Source organism: Acinetobacter sp. YH12046 (assembly GCF_013419905.1).
GTDB lineage: Bacteria > Pseudomonadota > Gammaproteobacteria > Pseudomonadales > Moraxellaceae > Acinetobacter.
This window is the reverse complement of sequence record NZ_VOZF01000004.1, coordinates 173,587-193,454: the sequence shown is the minus strand read 5'-3', so window position 1 is coordinate 193,454 and position 19,868 is coordinate 173,587. Positions and strand designations below refer to the sequence as shown.

General features: G+C 45.4%; 15 protein-coding genes and 2 rRNA genes. 11 read left to right on the top strand and 6 right to left on the bottom strand.

What is annotated here, in order from left to right; translation table 11 throughout:
* From FTU03_RS05060 to FTU03_RS05040, 5 genes are all read left to right on the top strand, one after another.
* Positions 1-242 (top strand): 23S ribosomal RNA (locus tag FTU03_RS05060); the annotation flags it as partial.
* A gap of 234 nt (positions 243-476) precedes the next feature.
* Positions 477-591 (top strand): 5S ribosomal RNA (gene rrf / locus FTU03_RS05055).
* A 147-nt stretch (positions 592-738) separates the two neighbouring features.
* Entirely contained in the window at positions 739-1,953 is a 1,215-nt protein-coding gene (locus FTU03_RS05050) for an MFS transporter (protein WP_179992226.1), read from the top strand.
* 143 nt (positions 1,954-2,096) lie between these two features.
* Positions 2,097-4,487 carry a YgiQ family radical SAM protein gene (locus FTU03_RS05045; protein WP_179992232.1) on the top strand — a complete coding sequence of 797 codons (2,391 nt, stop codon included), beginning with the start codon at positions 2,097-2,099 and terminating at the stop codon, positions 4,485-4,487.
* Between the two features lie 399 nt (positions 4,488-4,886).
* Positions 4,887-5,435, top strand: a complete 549-nt coding sequence (locus tag FTU03_RS05040) for a DUF2726 domain-containing protein (protein ID WP_179992225.1) — start codon at positions 4,887-4,889, stop codon at positions 5,433-5,435.
* A 77-nt stretch (positions 5,436-5,512) separates the two neighbouring features.
* On the opposite strand, the gene FTU03_RS05035 is transcribed toward FTU03_RS05040, so the two are convergent.
* The 5 genes from FTU03_RS05035 to mdtD all read right to left on the bottom strand — a co-directional run bounded on the left by FTU03_RS05035 (position 5,513) and on the right by mdtD (position 10,819).
* Positions 5,513-5,869: a RidA family protein gene (locus FTU03_RS05035; RefSeq protein WP_166136540.1), complete on the bottom strand. Its 357-nt coding sequence runs from the start codon at positions 5,867-5,869 to the stop codon at positions 5,513-5,515.
* Positions 5,870-5,873: 4 nt separating this feature from the next.
* Positions 5,874-7,169 carry a shikimate transporter gene (shiA, locus tag FTU03_RS05030; protein WP_179992224.1) on the bottom strand — a complete coding sequence of 432 codons (1,296 nt, stop codon included), beginning with the start codon at positions 7,167-7,169 and terminating at the stop codon, positions 5,874-5,876.
* A 222-nt stretch (positions 7,170-7,391) separates the two neighbouring features.
* Entirely contained in the window at positions 7,392-8,447 is a 1,056-nt protein-coding gene (gene dinB, locus FTU03_RS05025) for a DNA polymerase IV (protein WP_179992223.1), read from the bottom strand.
* A gap of 143 nt (positions 8,448-8,590) precedes the next feature.
* Positions 8,591-9,376: a GH25 family lysozyme gene (locus FTU03_RS05020; protein WP_179992222.1), complete on the bottom strand. Its 786-nt coding sequence runs from the start codon at positions 9,374-9,376 to the stop codon at positions 8,591-8,593.
* Between the two features lie 51 nt (positions 9,377-9,427).
* Complete coding sequence (mdtD, locus tag FTU03_RS05015; RefSeq protein WP_179992221.1) at positions 9,428-10,819, bottom strand: multidrug transporter subunit MdtD; 1,392 nt, start codon at positions 10,817-10,819, stop codon at positions 9,428-9,430.
* Between the two features lie 352 nt (positions 10,820-11,171).
* Here mdtD and FTU03_RS05010 point away from each other — a divergent pair, with 352 nt between their 5' ends.
* Positions 11,172-12,137: a hypothetical protein gene (locus FTU03_RS05010; RefSeq protein WP_034169797.1), complete on the top strand. Its 966-nt coding sequence runs from the start codon at positions 11,172-11,174 to the stop codon at positions 12,135-12,137.
* Between the two features lie 89 nt (positions 12,138-12,226).
* Here FTU03_RS05010 and FTU03_RS05005 read toward each other — a convergent pair whose 3' ends face one another.
* Complete coding sequence (locus tag FTU03_RS05005) at positions 12,227-12,847, bottom strand: TIGR00730 family Rossman fold protein (RefSeq protein WP_034703864.1); 621 nt, start codon at positions 12,845-12,847, stop codon at positions 12,227-12,229.
* Positions 12,848-13,170: 323 nt separating this feature from the next.
* Here FTU03_RS05005 and FTU03_RS05000 point away from each other — a divergent pair, with 323 nt between their 5' ends.
* The 5 genes from FTU03_RS05000 to parC all read left to right on the top strand — a co-directional run bounded on the left by FTU03_RS05000 (position 13,171) and on the right by parC (position 19,831).
* Positions 13,171-14,751, top strand: coding sequence for a TerC family protein (locus FTU03_RS05000; RefSeq protein ID WP_104426943.1), 1,581 nt, complete (start codon positions 13,171-13,173; stop codon positions 14,749-14,751).
* Positions 14,752-14,826: 75 nt separating this feature from the next.
* On the top strand, positions 14,827-15,291 hold the full coding sequence (locus FTU03_RS04995; RefSeq protein ID WP_034169795.1) for a YchJ family protein: 465 nt from the start codon (positions 14,827-14,829) through the stop codon (positions 15,289-15,291).
* Between the two features lie 61 nt (positions 15,292-15,352).
* On the top strand, positions 15,353-15,997 hold the full coding sequence (locus tag FTU03_RS04990) for a trimeric intracellular cation channel family protein (protein WP_034169794.1): 645 nt from the start codon (positions 15,353-15,355) through the stop codon (positions 15,995-15,997).
* Between the two features lie 131 nt (positions 15,998-16,128).
* Entirely contained in the window at positions 16,129-17,448 is a 1,320-nt protein-coding gene (locus FTU03_RS04985; protein WP_179992220.1) for an MFS transporter, read from the top strand.
* 163 nt (positions 17,449-17,611) lie between these two features.
* Complete coding sequence (gene parC / locus FTU03_RS04980) at positions 17,612-19,831, top strand: DNA topoisomerase IV subunit A (RefSeq protein ID WP_179992219.1); 2,220 nt, start codon at positions 17,612-17,614, stop codon at positions 19,829-19,831.
* Positions 19,832-19,868 lie beyond the last annotated feature (37 nt).

The window sequence follows — 19,868 nt, the reverse complement described above, 5'->3', positions numbered from 1 at the left end:
GGACCAGAGTGGACGAACCTCTGGTGTACCGGTTGTGACGCCAGTCGCATCGCCGGGTAGCTATGTTCGGAAGGGATAACCGCTGAAAGCATCTAAGCGGGAAGCCTACCTCAAGATAAGATTTCCCCGAGACTTTATGTCTCCTAAAGAGCCGTTGAAGACTACGACGTTGATAGGTTGGATGTGGAAGTGCAGTGATGTATGAAGCTGACCAATACTAATTGCTCGTGAGGCTTGACTATACAACACCCAAGCAGTTGTATATAAAGCATCAATTGATTTCATATTGATCTAACGATCAGACGAAAACTTGATTTAGTTAAGCTAATCGAACAAATGAGAGTATAATTAAGCACTGCTTAGTTCTACTCGCAAGAACTCAGATACATCTGTTAATGCATTCTATTTGAAGAAAGCTAGGCAAACGAAGCGCAAGCAACGTAAATAAGACCATAGCGAGTAAGCATACCAGTTGTGCTGGCGACCATAGCAAGAGTGAACCACCTGATCCCTTCCCGAACTCAGAAGTGAAACCTCTTAGCGCTGATGGTAGTGTGGGGTCTCCCATGTGAGAGTAAGTCATCGCCAGCTCATTATTCCAAAAGCCCTCTGCTCACGCAGGGGGCTTTTTTTATGCGTGGGGTTTAAGAAAATTAATTATTCGATGGTTATTTAAACTGAATCATCACATAAAAGGCGAATTGAGAGGCGTATACTGAGCAGGTTCATGGAGCGGATATGTCCTCAAATTCATCTTCAAGCCATATCGCATATGGTTCATCTGCTTTTAAAGCTATTTTATTCTCCTTATTTCTGGCGGGTTTCGCGATTTTTTCATCGCTGTATTGTGTCCAACCGATGATGCCGATTCTGGCGGATTATTTTCATATCTCTCCAACACAAAGCAGTTTTCCACTTTCCTTCTCTACCATTGCCTTGGCTATTGGCTTGATCTTTACTGGTCTGATTTCAGACCGTTTTGGCCGTAAGCCGATAATGGTCTGGTCGTTATTTTCAGTTTCAGTCTTACTGTTACTCAGTGCTTTACTGCCAATCTGGTCGATATTTCTAGCCACACGAGTACTGATTGGTTTAACGGTCAGTGGTGTGGCAGCCGTGGCGATGACTTATATTGGAGAGGAAGTGGTAGAGCAGGATGTGGGCTTTGCCATGGGGCTGTATATTTCCGGAACTGCGATTGGGGGCATGAGCGGACGGTTGATCGCAGGGACATTGGTCGATTTTATTTCCTGGCAATCCGCGACTTTGATTATTGGATTGCTGAATCTATGTATCGCGGCAACTTTCTACTTTCTACTACCGAAGTCCAGGCATTTCAAAGCTTATCCAATTCAATTCAGCCGTTTTATCAGAGCATTTCAACAGAATCTGAGTGATCCTAAATTAAGAATTCTGTTTTTACAGGGCTTTATCCTGATGGGGGGATTTGTCTCGGTATTTAACTATCTGAGTTATCGTTTGATTCAAGCGCCATTTGAATTGTCTCATGTCTGGATTGGTCTGATTTCGATTACTTATCTGGCCGGAATTTATAGCTCGCCACGAGCCGCAGCTTGGAGCAGGAAGTTTGGACGTTATAGGGTACTTGCCGCCATGCTTTGTACCATGCTGTTTGGCTTAGCCTTAATGTTGATTAATAACTTGGCTTTAGTCTTTATTGGTTTGCTGATTTTTACCTTTTCCTTTTTTGCGGCTCATTCAACTGCCAGTAGCTGGGTATCGGTGCAATCCTTACAGTATCGTGCGGTAGGTTCGTCCCTTTATTTGTTCTGTTACTACCTGGGTTCAAGCTTACTTGGAAGTTCGAGTGGACTGGTCTGGGAAAATTCCGGATGGTTAGGACTAAGTGTATTTATCGCTATTATTTTAGGATTAGGCTTGCTGATGGCACAGCGGTTAAAACCTATAAATGATTCTTCAAAATCAGGATGAGTATATATTCCTGATTAAGGTCTTAAAGCTGTTTTTGTATAAATTATAATCAAGCAACCTGAGCCGAATTCATGCTAAAATACTCGGCTTTCATCTTTGATCACTTTTCTGATCTTCCATCTGCCAGCCGAGAATTGCTAGCCATGTCTACTGCTTATAACGCTCAGACTGCGCCTAAAGCGTTGTTTGATTACGACAAATATTGGGCGTCATGTTTTGAACCCGCGCCTTTTTTGCCGATGTCACGCGAGGAAATGGACCAACTCGGTTGGGACAGTTGTGACTTTATTTTTGTCTGCGGTGATGCCTATATTGACCACCCGTCATTTGTGACCGGGATCATTGGACGTGTGCTCGAAGCACAAGGTTTCCGCGTGGGGATTATTGCCCAGCCGGACTGGACTAATGTAGAAGCCTTCCGTGTACTCGGTAAGCCGAATATTGCCTGGGGCGTTTCTGCCGGTAATATGGACTCGATGATTAACCGTTATACGGCGGATCGTAAGATTCGTTCAGATGATGCTTATTCTCCAGATAACCAGCCGAATAAACGTCCAGACCGCGCAGCAACCGTCTATTGCCAACGTTGTCGTGAAGCTTTCCCGGATGTGCCGGTATTACTCGGTGGTATTGAAGGTTCATTACGTCGTATCGCACATTATGACTACTGGTCAGATAAAGTCCGTCGTTCGATCTTAATGGATTCTAAAGCGGACTTGTTGATGTACGGTAATGGCGAACGCTCGATCATTGAAATCATGCATCGCCTGGCTAAGGGTGAAAAGATTCATCAGATTACTGATGTTCGTGGTACCGCATTCATTATCAATAAACATAACCGTGCTGCAAAAGCCCAGTTTGTGGAAATCGCATCCAATGATGTCGATACCATTGGCCGTGTCGATCCGATCATCAACCCCTATGTGATGAGCGAAGATATTGATGGTTGTGAAATTGAAAAAGATAAAGGCAACAGCTTAAGCCAATACCAGAATTTCCAGAAAGAAGTGGTAGCCAACCCAATCGTGCGTGAAGGGGACAATTTAGATCCAGATACGCAAATTGTGCAGCTACAACCAGCTTCTAAAGCAATTAAACATAAATTACCACCACGTGAACTGGCAGTGATTCGTTTGCCTTCTTTTGAAAAAGTGGCAAATGACCCTGTGCTGTATGCACATGCGAACCGTATTCTGCATCTGGAAACCAATCCAGGGAACGCGCGTGCCTTGGTACAAAAACATGGTGAACGTGATGTGTGGATCAATCCGCCACCGATTCCATTGACTACTGAAGAAATGGATTATGTGTTCGACCTGCCTTATGCACGTCTGCAGCATCCATCCTATGGTAATGCACGCTTTCCGGCCTTTGACATGATCAAGTTCTCAGTGAACATTATGCGTGGCTGTTTCGGTGGCTGTACTTTCTGTTCGATCACCGAGCATGAAGGCCGTATTATTCAGAACCGTTCTGAAGAATCAATCCTGCGTGAAGTTGAAAAGATTCGTGATACCGCACCAGGCTTTACTGGCATTATCTCGGACTTGGGTGGCCCAACCGCCAACATGTACCGTTTGGCATGTAAAGATCCTGAGATTGAGAAGAACTGTCGTAAGCCGTCATGTGTATTCCCAGGCGTGTGTCAAAACCTGCATACCGACCATGCACCATTGACCCAGTTGTATCGTAAGGCACGTGCTTTACCGGGTATTAAAAAGATTCTGATTGGCTCAGGTCTACGTTATGACCTTGCCGTATTGAACCCAGAATATGTCAGAGAGCTGGTCACCCATCATGTGGGCGGTTATCTGAAGATTGCGCCAGAGCATACCGAGAAAGGTCCATTATCGAAGATGATGAAACCGGGCATCGGAACGTATGATCGCTTCAAACAGATGTTTGACCGTTTCAGTAAGGAAGCCGGTAAGGAACAGTATCTGATTCCTTATTTCATCGCGGCGCATCCGGGTACCACCGATTACGACATGATGAATCTGGCGATCTGGTTGAAAAAGAATGGCTTCCGTGCCGATCAGGTACAAACCTTCTATCCATCACCAATGGCCACTGCAACCACCATGTACTACACCGGTAAAAACCCGCTGGCGAAAGTCGCGCGTTATACTGAAGATGTGGACATCGTGAAAGGTGAGAAACGTCGTCGTCTGCATAAAGCCTTCTTGCGTTATCATGATCCAAACAACTGGCCTTTATTGCGTGAAGCTTTAAAGGAAATGGGGCGTCAGGATCTGATTGGTAACTCGAAACAGCATCTGATTCCAACCTATCAACCTGCTGGTACAGAGGGTCAATACCAGTCTGCACGTAAGAAGAACTCGACGGTTGCAGGTGATTCACAGAAACGTACCGGCAACCCAGGCAGTCGTGGCCAAGCTCAGAATAATCGTCCGAAGAAAGGTCAGATTCTGACTCAGCATACAGGTCTGCCGCCACGTGAAACGGGTGATGCGAAAAAGCCATTCGGCGGCCCTAAACCTAAAGGAAAATCAAGGCCAAAATCACGTGCTTGATTAAGCTGATAAAAAAGACACTTCGGGTGTCTTTTTTTATGTTCAGACTTTATTGATGCAGCTTTTGGGTTCTCAATTAAAATGTAAAATATTTTATTTTTAGTCGATTTAAATTTTTGAAAAATGATATAAAAATAACACTTTGTCGGAATTGTCTTACAGTTCAACCGATTTATATTGCGATCTATCAGGAGACTATTTTACAGTCGCGTATAAGGATTTAACCCTAATTTCTATTGAAATAGCAAAAAGCGGTTTTTAAGTAACCGGCAATCAAGTTTTGCTACGAATTGTATTGGTCTCTACACAGAATGGTAGCAGGGCAATTTTAAAAGTAGTATGGGTTTATACTGGATAACAATAAAACAAGAATGATTATAAGAATGCAAGGATTGAGTCATGACCACCTATATGATGATAGGGAGTTTCTTGGTGTTCTGTGTTGTGCTCATGGCATGGAAGCAGCTAAGGAATAGCCCAAAACCACAAGACAGCGCCTTAAAACAGCGCGCTATTTTTAATCCAAATGAACAACTGACGTTTACACGCCTGAAAGAAGTGTTGCCTGATTATATTGTACTGGCCCATGTTTCTTATGATGCACTACTTACCACCAAATTTGGTCGTACCCGGCACAAGTATCGTGATCTGATTGCAGATTTTGTGATTCTGGATCAGCAATACCAGATTGTTGCCATTGTAGCCGTCGATGATCCGGTGATTTTAAAACGTCCACAGCAGGCGCAATTTCAGGATGCCTTGTTGACTATGGCCGGTTATCGGGTCATTCGCTATGAAGATGTACCGGAATATTATCAGTTACGAGGAGATTTCCTGCGTGAGCAGGAGCATTCCAGTAAAGACCAGAGATTTACCGCTGTGAATGATCTCAAAAAATATCATCTCTATTCAGATCTGGAACGACGTAAAGTCAAAGCATTAAACTGATAGAACCTAAACGAAAAAAGTATGCCAAGCGCATACTTTTTTCTATTTTAGATAAGTAGAAATTAGGCCTAAGAAGTCTATTCAGGTTTGACGGCTACGACAGTCAGTTCCACTAACACGCGTGGATCATACAGTTTAGCTTCGACACAGGTGCGGGGTAGAGCTTGAATATCCGCTACCCAGGCATCCCAGACTTCATTAAACGCAGCATAATCTTTTTCAATATCTTTGAGATAAATCGTCACTGACATGATCTGGCTTTTATCAGTACCGGCATCCGCCAGGAACTGGTCGATAATATCCAGTGTCTGCTGGGTTTGACCTTTGATATCCAGATCCAGGTCTGTTGCCAGCTGGCCGGCAAGATGAACCAGATTGCCGGCAATGGCGATCTCAGAAAAGCGTTGTGAAACATGCAAACGTTGAACAGACATCAGCTTAATCCTTGGTTTTTGGCATCAAGGCTGCGACTAATGCAGTCAATAGGCAGCCTATCGCAAGATAGATGGCTACATAATGCCATGAACCATCACCCCAAATCACTAAGGAGGCTGCAATCATTGGGGTAAAACCACCACCAATAATACTGGCGACCTGATAACCGACTCCGGCACCGCTATAGCGATATTCCGTACCAAATAGCGAGGTAAAAATCGGTTGATGCACGCTGACCACCATGTCATGCGCGACATTGGCCAGTAGAATGGCGCCAACAATAATCATCCAGGTATTTTGTGCATCCAGTGCCATAAAAAACGGAAAGGCAGACAGTGCACCGATCAGACCACCCCAGACGCACATGGTTTTATGCTGGATTTTATCCGATAGCCAGGCAAAGAAAGGAATACTGAAACAGCTGATCGCACCGACCATCAGGGTGATATTCAGGAAGAACTGTTTGTCCATGCCCAGATTATTGGTGGAATAGTTTAGGGCAAAGTTGGTGACCAGATACATGGTCAGCAGTTCGGTCAAACGTAAGGCAATAATATAAAAGAAAGCTTTAGGATGTTTGCTGATGGCCTGCAAGATTGGCAGTTTTTCTGGATGATGATCTGCCTTAATCACTTTCTCTACGAATTCTTGAGATTCATCCTGATCACGGCGAATCCACATCGCAATCCCGATCAGCACGATACTGGCAATAAACGGAATGCGCCAAGCCCATTCAGCAAAAGCCTCTTCACCCAGTGTGGCAATAATAACGGATACCGCACCCGTTGCCAGTACCAGACCTACGCCATAGCCGACCTGAACACCACTGCTATAAAAGGCTTTTTTGCCTTTAGGGGCATTTTCCACCGCCATCAGGGCAGCACCACCCCATTCACCACCGACTGCAAAGCCTTGAATGGCACGCAGGGTCACCAGTAAAACCGGTGCCCACCAGCCAATGGCTTCGAAATTAGGTAAAAAACCAATCCCGACGGTGGAAATCCCCATCAGGACCACAGTCAGAACCAGCATTTTCTTGCGGCCGAGCTTGTCGCCGAAATGACCAAATACCACACCGCCTAGAGGACGAAACAGGAAGCCTACCCCAAAGGTGGCTAAAGCCGCCAAGGTACCCATATTGGCACCAATGCTTGGGAAAAACTGGTCTTTAAAAATTAAGGCCGCAACAATGCCGTAAAGGAGAAAATCATACCAATCGACAACAGCACCAACAAAACTGGATAACGCCGCTTTACGCGCGCGTCGTTCTTGAATAACAGAAGAATTTACAGAGGACATGCAGGGAGGGATTCCATGAGATACATCAGAGTTGCCCTGTAATATTCGGATTTGATCGTCACGCCAATCACAGGACAGTATGCTGAAAGTAAAGGTGATTTTCAGCATCTCAGCACATACATGGATAATGCATTGCGCAGATAGAGTACTCCAAAAATTCAAAATGTAAAAACAAAGTTGCCGTATTTTTAAACTAACGTCTAATACTTGTACAAAATAGGCTTAGAGCAGCAGCAATTGCGTTTCTGTTTCACGTGCAGCGAGCTGATAAACGCCAAGCCCAATCAGCCGGAATTGCAGTTGAGGAGTAATATGCATCTCTTGAAGCAATAAGTGTAAAGCCTGCTCCAGTTCTTGCGGGCTACGCAGCAGCTGGCTGAAGCTTTTACTATGCTGTATGGTCTGAAAATTTTTCATTCTCAGTTTTACAGTAACTCCGCGGGCAGAGAGCTGCTTTTTTTCCAGACTCTGCCAGAGCTGGGTAATTAATGGCTGCCAGTAAGGCTGGCATTGCGGTAAATACAGATCATCATCGAAAGTCGTTTCCTTGGAAATCTGTTGGCGTTCCCGTTCAGCTTCAACTGGCCGATCATCAATGCCTTGAGCATAAAGAAAAAGACGCCGTCCATATTTGCCAAAATGTTGAATCAGGATCGCTTCTTCAGTCTGCTGTAAATCTCCCAAGGTTTCCAGATTCAAACTTTTTAGTTTTTCTTGAGTGACTTTGCCTACACCGGGAATTTTCTTCAGTGGAAGATCCTGAATAAAACGCTGTACTTGTGAAGGTTTGATAACACAGATTCCATTCGGCTTATGCCAGTCGGAGGCAATCTTGGCGAGAAATTTATTCGGGGCCACGCCGGCAGAAGCGGTTAGTCCAGTAGTTTGAAAAATATCTTCACGAATGCGCATTGCCACTTCAGTGGCACTTGGAATCTGCTGCAAATTTTCGGTGACATCCAGATAAGCTTCATCTAGTGAAAGCGGTTCGATGACCTTAGTATAAGTTTGAAATATTTGATGAATCTGACCAGAGACCTGACGGTATTTGGCAAAATCTGGTTCAATCACGATGACCTGAGGGCAGAGCTTACGTGCTTGAGTCATCGGCATGGCAGAGCGCAGTCCGAATTCGCGGGCCGGATAGGAGGCAGCCGCGACCACTGCCCGCGGATGATGCGAGGCAATCACCACCGGCAGAGCGTTCAGCTCCGGACGCTCACGCAGCTCGACTGAGGCGTAGAAGGCATCCATATCGATATGAATAATTTTGCGCATATCCAGTATCTTAAGTGGCTTTAGCTGGATTGGGAAGAGACCGGATTGACAAGTAAACAGGCTAAAGTATTATTCAAGACGAAGCATATCCTGTCTAAATAATTCAATATCCATTTCATGGTTGAATCAGGGAGAAATTAGGTTTATTTCTTGGCCGGAGGCTGGAGCTGATCTGGGGTGGGAATACTGTTCTGCTGTAAAAATTTGATCCAATCCTGCTCCGAGCCATAAAACACATTCAGATCCACAGTACGGGCAATGCCAGGAATTTCACCCTGACTGGTATGTTGCCAGAAGGTCCATTTAGGCTGACCCTTTAAATCTGGTAAACCTTGGTACTCACGTACCCAGAACGGTACGTCAGTAAACTCTCCCGCCAGCACGATGTTATAAAAAGATTTGGACACATAGAAGATCGGCTGCTTGCCATAATGGTGTTTTAAGGCATCATGCATGATCCGGATTTCCTTGAGCAGCTGCTCTTTGGAATAGTAATTGATGCATTTGCTGTCATATTCCAGATCCATTACGGGTGGCAGGGCATCCATTTTACGCGGAACAGACTCTATAAAATTCTGAGCCTGAATACTGCCATCACGGCAAAGCCGGTAAAAATGATAAGCACCGACCAGAAAGCCCTGTTCGCGGGCCTGCAGCCAGTATTCCTGAAACTTAGTATCTTTAAAATCACCGCCTTCTGTAGATTTTAAATAGACAAATTTATATTTCTGTTTCGGGATTTTCTTCCAGTCTATTTCTTTCTGATGATGGGAAACATCGAAACCATGAATCGGATAATCTGCTGCATGCGCTGATGGCTGCTTGAAAACCAGCAGATAAAGCACAGTGGTTACCACAAGTGTAATCAGCAGCCCGACTGCAATCACTGAGTATTTTTTCCAGTTGCTAGAGGTGGGAGCTGCTTTCATTGGGAGTGGTGGCCTGATTTACGGATATTCATATCGGATATATATTCTGCCCTAGACTGGCGTGTTTTTGGGGATATGCCAGAAAATATAGGCAGCAATAATGTTAATACAGCCCAGACAGAGCAGCGAAACGTGGAAAGCATTATCCAGCTGTTCTGGGCCGAAGTAGGCACTAAACATATTCACCAGCGTACCTGCCAGTGCTACCCCGATACTCATTGACAGCATCATGATCATCGACAGAAAACTGTTACCACTGCTGGCATCCTGCTGGCTTAAATCTTTTAAAGTCAGCGTATTCATTGAGACAAATTGCAGCGAATTCAGAATCCCGAACACAAAGAAATGAATGGCTCTTAGCCAGATAGGGGTTTCCGCCGTAGTCAAGGCAAAACTGGCAATACATAGACCGACCAGCAAGGTGTTGATCAACAAGACTCTACGATAACCGAAACGTTGAATGATTTTGCGGATAATCGGTTTAGATGCTAAAGAACCGAGTACGGTTGGAATCATCAGTAAACCGGTAATAAAAGGTTCAAAACCAAAAGCGACCTGCAACATTAAAGGCAATAAAAACGGAATCGAGTTACCGCCGAGCCGGGCAAAGAAATTACCCAGAATGCCAATCGAATAGATCTTATTTTTAAATAATTTACTGCGAAATAGTGCATTCAGATGAGTATGCGAATGGTAGGCGTAGATGAGTGAGGCAATCAGACCACTTCCGACCAGACTTAAGCTCCACCATAGTGGATATTGTGGATTGGCAAAGTTTTCAATCCCTAGACACAAGCCGATCATTGCGATGACCAGTAGAATAAAACCGCCAAAATCAAAACGCTGTACCGTCGGTTCGGTAATATTGGGCATAGCTTTAAAGGTAATCAATGCACCCAGCAGACCAATCGGCAGATTGATCAGGAAAATCCAGTGCCAGGACAGGTATTCCACCATCCAGCCACCTAAGGTTGGACCGATTAAAGGACCCATTAGTCCGGCCAGACTCATCAGACTCATAGCGGATAGAAACTGGGTACGAGGAATAATTTTCAGCATGGCCAGTCGTCCGACTGGAAGCAGCAAAGCACCTCCAATGCCCTGAAATACCCGATAAACCAGTAGTTCATTCAGATTCTCAGACCAGGCACAGCCGAGTGAGGCCAGAGCAAAAATAATGATCGCTGCAAAATAGATATTCCGAACCCCAAAGCGATCTGCCAGCCAGCCACTTAAGGGAATGCAGGCTGCCACAGAAAGCACATAGGCCACCACCACACTATGCATCCGTAACGGATCTTCCTGCAGGTTACTGGCAATCGCAGGCAAGGCGGTATTGATAATCGTGGTATCGAGACCTTGCATGAAAAAGCCAATCGATACCAGCAAGACCAGCAGTCTGAATTCAGGTTGTAGGGATTGATGCGTAGGAGTGACATTCATGGATTTAAAAAATCATCTATTTTGAATAGTTTAAAGAAATCTATGCAGCAGTGTGACTGAAATGAAGGTGCTTGTGAATAGGAGTCGTGTAGACAAAATGCTAATGAATTCACAGCCTGATTTCAGTTATTGAAGGTAAAAGGTAAAAGATATATTTCTATACTGCGAACCTCTCAAATTGATACAGATTCATAAATACGTCATTTTTGGAACACTTCAAGCTTCTTTTTAAGGAGCAGGCTACAAAAAAATATGACGGAAATGTCATGAAAATGAAATAAAACCGTCATAATCTGGGGCAAACTTCCAGAACTGCTGTACTGGGAACTGTCTAGTAAAAGGTTTTGTACTTATGACCATCGAGATTCTGATGGTAGTTGGCTTCTGTCTAGCCGCCTATTCCATCGTGGGGAATGATGTTCCGCAAACATTAGGAACATTTATTTCATCGAACTCACATCGCCCATGGTGGGTACTCTGGATTTACATCAGTACTATTCTGGTTGTGGTGTTAATTTATGGCTGGTTTGCTTCTGGAGTAGGGGATGCCTCTTATGGACGTTTGGAAACCATTCCTTTCCCTGAAGATGGGGTCACCTGGCTATATGTGGTACCGCCTCTTTTACTGATCATTTTGACCAAATATGGCATTCCGGTCAGTACTACTTTCTTGGTGCTCACGATTTTCTCCCCGAGCAGTCTGGGTTCCATGCTGACCAAGTCAATGATGGGTTACGCCGTCGCTTTCTTTGTGGCGATTGTGATCTATCGTCTGGTCATGAAAAAACTCGCGGTCTATTTCAGTGAAACCCGTGATCAGCAACACTCCCCAATGTGGATGGCCTTGCAATGGCTATCTACGGCATTTCTGTGGAGCCAGTGGCTGATCCAGGATCTGGCTAATATCTTTGTTTATGTGCCGCGTCAGGTGCCGTTTGAGTTCCTGATCTTTGCCATTTCTGTCTTTGTCATCCTGCTGGGCATGATTCTTTACCAGCGTGGTGGAGCTATCCAGAATATTGTTGATACCAAGACCGGGGTGACGGATGTCCGTTCTGCTACGATTATCGACTTTATTTATGCATTGATTCTGCTGGTGTTCAAAGAGTGGAGTAACATCCCGATGAGTACCACTTGGGTATTCCTGGGGTTACTGGCCGGTCGTGAATTTGCGATTTCGATGCTGGTGACCGAAGTCAACAAGCACCGTACTTCACGGAATGTCAGCAAAGATGCCATGAAACTGATGTTTGGTCTAGCCATTAGTGTGTTTCTGGCGACGACTTTGCCTTGGTTCTATCACACGATTTCCGGTTAATGTCTTGGCATGTATAAATGAAAAAAGCGAGCATCAAGCTCGCTTTTTTATGGCTTTAAATCATTGCTATTTAAAGCAGACAAGAAAATTTAAACGACGAAACGTTGCGGAGCATCCAGATTCAGCAAGGTGGTATAAATCTGATCTGCATGTTCACAGATAATCAGTTTAGCCCGATGTTGGGGCGGCAAGAAGCCTTCCTGCACCGCAAGATCAAGCTGGGCAATCAGGGGATTATAAAAGCCATTGACGTTATACAGCATCATCGGTTTTTGATGCTGGTTCAGCTGACCCCAGGTCGCAATTTCCAGAATTTCTTCAAAGGTTCCCAATCCACCCGGCAAGGCGACAAAGGCACAGGCACGATCTGCCATCATGGCCTTACGCTGATGCATGCTGGTGACGATATGCAGTTCTGTGAGTTGAGGATGGGCAATCTCATAATCCAGCATAAATTCCGGAATCACGCCCACCGCTTCACCACCATGCTGAATCATGGTGTCTGCCACCTGGCCCATCAGACCAATACTGGCGCCGCCATAGACCAGACCAAAACCATGTTCGGCCAGACCTTGTGACAGTTGAATCGCTTTTTCCAGATAAATCGGTTTGTTGCCGGCACGAGAGCCACAATATAAAGCTACTAGCGGGCGTGTTGTTTTTGGGGAGTTATCATTAAAATAATCGGTCATTTCCATTACACTTTGCATTTATTTTTTTCACCTTATCATTTTTTTATCTACTTACTATAACTTAGTTAACAAATATGACAATTCCATGAGCAGACCTCATTTTAGGACAAAATCTTTCATTCAAATTCATCCATAATCCCGGATGAAAACAGGTGAATTTCATGCTGTTCTTGATATACTGAAAGTCTGTCTTACTACAATAGAACTCACATGGGTAGTCGAAGTTGGCGCTTTAATTCAGTAAAACGTCACATTATCAAGTCTTTAATTCAAGTCGGGTATCAACCTGTATCTCATCATGCAAATACTTGCTTTTCTCCTCGGTTAGAGGAGCAGATGCAATGATTTTTGAATGGATGTCAGATCCCTCTGCCTGGATTGGCTTACTCACACTGATTGTTCTTGAAATTGTACTCGGGATCGATAACCTGGTCTTTATTGCAATTCTGGCGGAAAAGCTTCCACCCGAACAGCGTAATGCAGCGCGTATTACCGGTCTGGGCTTGGCGCTGTTAATGCGACTGGTGTTGCTGGCATCGATTGCCTGGGTCGTAACGCTTACTGAACCGCTATTCCATATCTTTGAGCATCCATTTTCAGGACGCGACCTGATCTTATTATTCGGTGGTGTATTCCTGCTGTTTAAAGGCACTATGGAGCTGCATGAGCGTCTGGAAGCCAAACCTGTGACCAAGGAAGAAAATCCGGTTCAGGCGGTGTTCTGGATGGTGATTGTGCAGATCGTGGTACTGGACGCCGTGTTCTCGCTCGACAGCGTGATTACTGCGGTTGGTATGGTCAAAGATCTGTCTGTGATGATGATCGCCGTGATTATTGCGGTCGGTATCATGTTGTGGGCCTCTAAAGCCCTCATGGATTTCGTCAACAAGCACCCGACAGTAGTGATTCTCTGTCTGGGCTTCCTGATGATGATTGGTTTCTCGCTGGTGGTTGAAGGCTTCGGTTTCCATATTCCAAAAGGCTATCTGTATGCCGCGATTGGTTTCTCGGTGATTGTGGAATTCATTAACCAGACCATGAAACGCAATCAGGAAAAAATGGTGACGACAACTGATATGCGTTACCGTACTGCGTCTGCCGTAATGCGTATGCTGGGCGGTAAACCGGCTCAGGACAATGATTCTTCTGAACCGGAAGATGTACTGGCGACTCGTGCCTTTGCTGATGAAGTCTTTGATGACGACGAAAGTGGAGTCTACCATAGCGTTATGGTGCAGGGCGTACTTGGCCTGTCAGAACGTCCGGTGAAATCGGTGATGACACCACGTCCTGAACTGGAATGGATTGATCTGGAAGATGATCATGCCAGCATCAAAGAGCAGTTATTGCATATGAGCCATTCACGCCTGATTGTGGCGCGTGGTGAACTGGACAATATTGCCGGTGTGGTATTGACCCATAAAGTCCTGAATGAATACATCGAAACAGGTATTCTGGACTTCGAAAAACATCTGCGTGAACCTGTGATTGTACATGAAAATGCTCAGGTCTTGATGGTCATGGATCAGTTGCGTCAGGCACCGCTACAAATGGCTTTAGTACTGAACGAATATGGTTCCATTGAAGGCGTGGCGACACCGATTGATGTACTGGAAGCGATTGCCGGTGAATTCCCGGATGAAGACCAGCTAGAAGCAGCCGTAGAGAGTCTAGAAGATGGCAGCCTGATTCTGGATGGTTCAACTGATATTCGCCATGTGTCACTGCTTCTGGATCGCGATCTGGTCAATGAAACGGAAGAATATTCGACATTGTCGGGTTATATTCTGTTCCATCTGGGGCGCTTGCCAGAAAATGGCGAAAAGCTCGAAGCAGATGATTATATCTTTGAGGTGGTCACGATGGACGGCCACAAGATTGATAAGGTGCATATCATTGCCCCAGCGAACCGGAAAGACTAGTTCAGCGCCCGAAGGACGAAGCTAAAAGTTTGCTAAAATAGCCCGCACTGTCGGGCTATTTTTTATGGAATTGAGATGTCAGAAGCATGTCCATGTGGACGAGGTGAATACGCAAGCTGTTGCCAGCCACTACATCAGGGCCAGCAATTGGCTCAAAACGCCGAGCAATTAATGCGCTCGCGGTATAGTGCCTTTGCCAAGCATGAAATTGATTATATCCAGCAGACTACTGCCCGTGGACAGCAGCAGGCTTTGGACATGCCAGCCATTGCTGAATGGAGTAGAACCAATCAATGGCTGAAGTTGGAAATCGTGCAGGCCAATGAAAAGCTGGACAAGACCCATGCGCTGGTCGAGTTCAAAGCACATTATCACGATGGCAAGCAGGCCCAGATTCATCATGAAATTTCACATTTTGTAAAGTTCGAGAATCGCTGGTACTTTCTAGATCCAACGACAGATCAACAGTTTACAATGAAACAGCCGTGCATCTGTGGCTCCGGGAAAAAATTTAAGCAATGTTGTGCGCATTTTTTATAATTTTCACATAGATTTAGCTTAGAATAGCCGCCATCTCATAGCCTCAGGTGGAAGCAGGGCGATGTTACTGACCGTCATCTATATTATTGCAATTACCGCTGAAGCCATGACCGGAGCCTTGTCTGCCGGTCGGCGTAGTATGGACTGGTTTGGGGTCACGATTATTGCCTGTGTTACGGCGCTCGGTGGTGGTTCGGTACGTGATGTACTACTTGGCCATTATCCTTTGACCTGGGTCAAACACCCGGAATATCTGGTGCTGACTTGCTGTGCCGCCTTTGTCACCATCCTGATTGCCAAATGGATGCGCCATTTACGCAATATCTTCCTGGTACTGGATGCCTTGGGCCTGATTGGCTTTACCATCATTGGCTGCCAGATTGCGCTGGAAATGGGGCATGGTTTTGTAGTCAGTGCGGTCGCCGGGGTTCTGACCGGAGTATCGGGCGGTATTTTACGTGACATTTTATGTAATGATGTGCCTTTAGTCTTCCGCCGTGAACTGTATGCCAGTATTTCCTTTGTTGCAGTCATCTTCTACTGGCTCTGCAGCAATTTCGGTCTGTCACTCGAACTGACCATTATTTCCACCCTGATTTTTGGCTTTAGTTTGCGTTTGATTGCGATCTATTTCGGTCTGGAAATGCCGAAGTTTATCTATAAGGATGATGACGAACAGTCCGCTTCATCCAAAGACGAATCTTGATATGAATTACGGTAACTGCGGGAGGGAAAACTTCCCGTAGGCGTACGTATTCGTAGTATAAAAAAATAAAAAATCAAACCTCCTGTTGGGACAGCAGCATCTCCCGTTTCACCTGATCAGAGATTTTTGTTATGGATTTAGTTTCTCGGATACAGCGCTTGCCGATCGGCAAGTTCCACTACACTCTTTTATGGGTGATTGGTCTTGGCTGGATGTTTGATGCCATGGATACAGGATTGATTTCCTTTATTCTGGCGAAAATGGCTGAAGACTGGCAGATGACCGCTGACCAGAAAAGCTGGGTGGTTTCGATCGGTTTTATCGGTATGGCGATTGGGGCGATTTTTTCAGGTGGACTGGCAGATCGCTGGGGACGTAAAACGGTATTTGCCAGTACGCTGGTGATTTATAGTCTGGCGACTGCTGCCTGTGCCTTTGCGCCGAATCTGACCTGGTTACTGGTATTTCGTTTTATTGTCGGTCTGGGATTGGGTGGTCAGTTGCCGGTTGCGGTGACACTGGTCAGTGAATATATCCCGGCACGGGTACGTGGTCGTTTCATTGTGCTGCTGGAAAGTTTCTGGGGCTTGGGCTGGCTGGTGGCTGCACTGGTGTCACGTTTTGTGATTCCTGATTTTGGTTGGCAAGCTGCATTCATGATTGGCGGGATACCGGCACTGTATGCCATCGTAATCTGGAAACTGGTGCCTGAGTCGGTGCCGTATCTGATCAATCGTGGCCGGGTAGATGAAGCACAGGCTCTGGTTAAAAAGATTGAGCGCAAATGCGGCGTCGAAGTCATGGAAATCTTTGAAGTTAAACCTGTGGCTGCCAAGCAGAATATCTCGTTTACCCAGCTCTGGAGTGGTATTTTTGCCCGCCGAACCTTGATGCTGTGGCTGATCTGGTTTGGGATCGTTTTTTCCTACTATGGTATTTTTACCTGGTTACCAAGCCTTCTGGTCAAGGAAGGCTATACCATCGTGCAGTCTTTTGAATATGTCCTGGTCATGATTCTGGCGCAATTGCCGGGTTATATTGCGGCAGCATGGCTAGTCGAAAAACTCGGTCGTAAGGCAACTTTAGCTGGCTTTATCGGCATGTGTGCGATTTCAGCCTATTTCTTTGGTCAGTCCGGTAGTGTCACTGAAATTGTGATCTGGGGCTGTCTGATGTCCTTCTTTAATCTGGGAGCATGGGGCGTTCTCTATACTTATACCCCAGAACAATATCCAACCAATATCCGTGCTTTTGGTTCAGGCTGGGCCGGTGCAATTGGCCGTATTGGCGGGATTGCTGCACCCTTTGCCGTAACCCATTTGATGGGGATGCCAAATGGTTTCAGTTACGTCTTTACCATGTTTACTGTGGTGCTGATTGCAGTAGCTGTGGTCATTTTAGTCCTGGGTGAAGAGACCAAGGGCAAGACACTAGAATCTATGGGTTTATAAGGTTGGTGATTTTTTAGTTGCTCAGCTGCTATAAAGTGGATATTTTTAGCCCATAAGACACGATTTGTCGCGCTGTGTAGTTTACTGCCCTTGTGCAGCACACAGCCGCGACTTAGCATAAGAAACATTGATACAAAAACGAATTTTAGGATTATAGGTTGTTATGACAAGCCTTGCGCATCATGCGACAGAAAACCGTTCCGTAGCCGAATTTACCGAACAAGCTTATTTAAATTATGCCATGTACGTGATTATGGATCGTGCATTGCCACATATCAGTGACGGTTTGAAACCGGTACAGCGCCGTATTGTCTATGCCATGAGTGAGCTGGGTCTTAAATGGACTAGCAAACCGAAAAAATCGGCACGTACTGTGGGGGATGTACTGGGTAAATACCATCCACATGGTGACTCGGCCTGTTATGAAGCCATGGTCCTGATGGCGCAGCCATTCAGTTATCGCTATCCGTTTATTGAAGGACAGGGCAACTGGGGTTCACCAGATGATCCGAAGTCTTTCGCGGCAATGCGTTATACTGAAGCCAAACTGTCACAATATAGTGAACTGCTTTTATCCGAGCTGGGACAGGGTACCTGTGACTGGCAGGATAACTTTGATGGTTCGATGAAAGAACCGATCAACTTGCCGGCACGTGTTCCCAATATCCTGTTAAATGGTACCACCGGGATTGCTGTGGGGATGGCGACCGATATTCCGCCTCACAACTTGCGCGAAGTGGTGAAAGGTACTATCGCCCTGATCCGTAATCCGAACCTGACCGATGCCAAAATGGCAGAATACATTCCGGGACCGGATTTACCGACCAAAGCGGAAATCATTACGCCACCATCAGAGCTGCTTAAAATCCAGACGACAGGTCGTGGCAGCTATCGCATGCGTGCGGTATACACTATTGATAAAAATGAAATTGTGATTACCGAATTGCCATATCAGGTATCCGGTTCAAAAATTATCAGTCAGATCGCGGACCAGATGCAGGCGAAAAAGCTGCCATTGGTCACTGATGTTCGTGATGAATCTGACCATGAAAATCCAACACGTTTAGTGGTGGTATTGCGTTCGAACCGTATTGATGCTGAAGCGGTAATGAGCCATCTGTTCGCGACTACAGATCTGGAATCCAGCTATCGTGTCAATATGAACATGATTGGCGCGGATGGCCGTCCACAGGTGAAATCGATTCGTCGTATTCTGCTGGAATGGATCGAAATCCGTAAAACTACAGTCACTCGCCGTCTGCAATATCATCTGAATAAGATCGAAAAACGCCTGCATATTCTCGGCGGTTTGATCATTGCCTACCTGAATATTGATGAAGTGATTCGGATTATTCGTGAGGAAGATCAGCCTAAACCAGTGTTGATGGAACGTTTTGGTATTGATGAGATTCAGGCCGAAGCCATTTTAGAACTCAAGCTACGTCATCTGGCCAAGCTTGAAGAAATGGAACTGCGCCGCGAACAGGAAGAGCTGGAAGCTAAAGCTGCCGTGATTCGTGAACAGCTGGCGAATCCTGAGTCTTTAAAAACTTTGATCATCAATGAACTAAAAGAAGATGCCAAGAAATTTGGGGATGATCGTCGTTCTCCAATCGTGCAACGTGCCGAAGCCGCTGCTATTGATGAAACTGAAATGCTGCCAGCGGATCCTGTAACGGTAGTATTGTCTGAAGCGGGCTGGATTCGCTGTGCTAAAGGGCATGAAGTGGATGCTGAAAATCTGAATTTCCGTGCGGGCGATCAGTATCTCAGTCATGCCCAAGGTAAGTCTAATCAACGCGTCTATGTATTAGATGATAGTGGCCGTAGCTATGGCTTGCCAATCAATAGCCTGCCATCGGCACGAGGACTCGGTGAACCGTTGAGTTCAAAACTTTCTCCGGCAAGTGGAGTTGGTTTCAAGCAGGTATTGGTGGCTGAAGATGATGCAGAAATCCTGGCAGTCAGTAGCAAAGGTTATGGATTTAAAACCCAAGCCAAGCAGTTGGATACCAATGCCAAAGCTGGTAAGGCTTTCCTGAATCTATCTGAAGGTGCACAGGTCATGAACCTGCAACCGCTGGAAGATGCAACTCATGTTGCACTACTCAGTTCAGCTGGTCGTCTGCTGATTGTTGATCTGTCGGAATTACCTGTATTGAATAAAGGTAAAGGTAATAAATTGATACAACTTGAAGATAAAGATCAAATTTTATCCATGACAATATTAAAACTTGATGAAATAATTCAAGTGCTTGCAGGACAGCAACAATTAAAACTTAAAGGGGATGACCTGCAAAAATATATTGGGAAACGAGGCTCTAAAGGAACCCTGTTACCACGTGGATATCAAAAAGCAAATAAACTGTTGATTCAAAGATAATACTAGCATCCATGAATCGAAATACGTTATATATGAG